2 protein-coding genes and 1 pseudogene are annotated in these 1,515 nt (G+C 64.8%); all 3 read left to right on the top strand.

Annotated elements, in window-relative coordinates:
• On the top strand, nucleotides 1–564 hold a 564-nt coding region (locus EOA36_RS35200; RefSeq protein ID WP_145969506.1), incomplete at its 5' end, for an indole-3-glycerol phosphate synthase TrpC.
• Nucleotides 564–1,046, top strand: a complete 483-nt coding sequence (gene moaC / locus EOA36_RS35195; protein ID WP_127281213.1) for a cyclic pyranopterin monophosphate synthase MoaC — start codon at nucleotides 564–566, stop codon at nucleotides 1,044–1,046. The genes EOA36_RS35200 and moaC, both read left to right, overlap by 1 nt.
• Nucleotides 1,046–1,515 (top strand): annotated as a pseudogene (locus EOA36_RS35190) (molybdopterin molybdenumtransferase MoeA); the annotation flags it as partial. The gene moaC and the pseudogene EOA36_RS35190, both read left to right, overlap by 1 nt.

Raw genomic sequence — 1,515 nt, 5'->3', positions numbered from 1 at the left:
GAGAAAGGCGGCGCCGCCTGCCTTTCCGTACTGACGGACGAGCCGTCCTTTCAGGGGGCGCCGGAATTCCTCACCAGGGCAAGGGCAGCCGTCGCCCTGCCCGCGCTACGCAAGGATTTCCTGTTCGATTCCTACCAGGTCCATGAAGCTCGCGCCTGGGGCGCGGACGCTATCCTGATCATCATGGCCAGTGTTGACGACGACTTGGCGCATGAGCTGGAAACGACCGCGTTCGAACTCGGCATGGATGCGCTGATCGAGGTCCACGACGAGGCCGAGACGGAGCGCGCGTTGAAATTGTCGTCGCGGCTGATCGGCATCAATAACCGCAATCTGAGAACGTTCGAGACCAGCCTTGAGACCTCCGAGCGGCTGGCGGCCATGGTACCTGCCGATCGCCTGCTGGTTAGCGAGAGCGGCATCTTCACCCATGACGATTGTCTCAGGATGCAAAAGAGCGGCATCGGCACCTTTCTCGTCGGCGAAAGTCTGATGCGGCAACAGGACGTCGCCGCCGCGACGCGCTTGCTCCTGACGGGCAAGGCAGTAGCCGAGGCGATCTGATCGTGGCCAACCTCACGCACCTTGGCGCGCAGGGCGAGGCCAACATGGTCGATGTCGGCGACAAGGAAGAGACGACGCGCACCGCGATCGCCGAAGGCTTCGTCTCCATGCAGCCCGAGACATTGAAGACCATTCTCGCCGGCAACGCCAAGAAAGGTGACGTGCTTGGCACCGCGCGCATCGCCGGCATCATGGCGGCCAAGAAGACGCATGAGCTGATCCCGCTCTGCCACCCTCTGCTGCTGACCAAGGTTTCCGTCGACATAGAACCGGACCATGCTCTGCCCGGCCTCAGGGTCACGGCGCTGGCGCGCGTTACCGGCAAGACCGGCGTCGAGATGGAAGCATTGACCGCCGCGTCCGTGGCCTGCCTGACCATCTACGACATGGCCAAGGCGGTGGACCGCGCCATGGTCATCTCCGGTATCCGGCTGGCCGAAAAGACCGGCGGCAAGTCCGGCGACTACAAGGCAGGTGCCTGATGGTGCTGGTTCCGGTCGCCGAGGCGCTCGAACGCCTCCTCGACGGCGCCGTGCCGCTGGCCGGCGAAAGCGTCCCCCTCATCGAGGCTGTCGATCGTGTGCTGGCCGAAGCGGTGGTGGCGCTTCGCACCCAGCCGCCCTTCAACGCTTCTGCCATGGACGGCTATGCGGTGCGAGTCGCCGACGTGGCGTCGGTGCCGTCGAAACTCTCGGTGATCGGGATAGCGCCGGCCGGGCGTGGCTTTGACGGCGCGGTCGGCCAAGGACAAGCCGTGCGCATCTTCACCGGCGCACCGCTGCCTCATGGTGCCGATACCATCGTCATCCAGGAGAATGTCAGGGATCTCGGCGGTGGCAACATCGAAGTGTTCGAGCCCACCGCCGAGTGGCGCAACATCCGCCGCGTCGGCCTCGATTTTTCCAAGGGCGACGTGCTGCTGGAGAAGGGGCGTTTGCTCGACCCGGCTGC

Origin of the sequence: Mesorhizobium sp. M8A.F.Ca.ET.021.01.1.1, assembly GCF_003998025.1 — a bacterium.
Classification (GTDB): domain Bacteria; phylum Pseudomonadota; class Alphaproteobacteria; order Rhizobiales; family Rhizobiaceae; genus Mesorhizobium.
The sequence above is the reverse complement of the archived record's forward strand: the minus strand, read 5'-3'. Positions and strand labels throughout refer to the sequence as shown.